The following is a 708-nucleotide window of genomic DNA, read 5'->3' as shown; positions in this document are numbered from 1 at the left end:
GACCTGGGTGACATCCGCCACGTTGGCGGCAGTCCCTACCACGCTGTGCACGAGTCCCGATGTGGCGTCGACACCAACGTGGGCCTTCATCCCGAAGTGCCATTGATTGCCTTTCTTGGCCTGATGCATCTCAGGATCACGCTTACCTTCTCGGTTCTTGACCGAGGGCGGCGCGGCGATCAGGGTAGCGTCGACGATAGTGCCTTCCTTGAGCAGCAGACCCCGGCTGGCCAGATGCTGGTTAATCGTTTCAAACAGCACCCGCGTTAGCTGATGGGTTTCCAGCAAGCGGCGAAATCGCAACAAGGTAGTGGCATCCGGTGCCGACTCACGGCCCAGGTCGATGCCGATGAAACCACGAATGGCCTGGCTGTCGTAGACGGCATCTTCGGTACCTTCATCGGAGAGACCGAAACACTGCTGCACGACATACATGCGCAGCATGCGCGACAACCCAATCGCAGGGCGTCCACGCTTGCCTGTGGTGTCGCTATAGAACGGCGCCACTTGCGCCTCCACTTGTGCCCAGGGCACCAGCTGTTCAAGGTCAGCCAGGAAGCGATCTCGGCGAGTCTGCTTTTTCTTGCCGGTATATTCGAGTTCGGAGAAGGTCTTCTGCACGCGCGTAACAAAGCTCATGGAGGGGGCTGGTTGAGGGGGCTCAGTGTGCCAAGGGTGGGGGCGGCTGGCTATTTATGCAGTGTCTCC

At 59.5% G+C, this 708-nt stretch carries 1 pseudogene; it reads right to left on the bottom strand.

The window, feature by feature from the left end:
* Nucleotides 1-639: pseudogene (locus MST27_RS22215) on the bottom strand (IS5-like element ISPsp6 family transposase); the annotation flags it as partial.
* Between the last annotated feature and the right edge of the window lie 69 nt (nt 640-708).

Origin of the sequence: Stutzerimonas marianensis, from assembly GCF_022810315.1 — a bacterium.
Lineage (GTDB): Bacteria > Pseudomonadota > Gammaproteobacteria > Pseudomonadales > Pseudomonadaceae > Stutzerimonas > Stutzerimonas marianensis.
The sequence above is the reverse complement of the archived record's forward strand: the minus strand, read 5'-3'. Positions and strand labels throughout refer to the sequence as shown.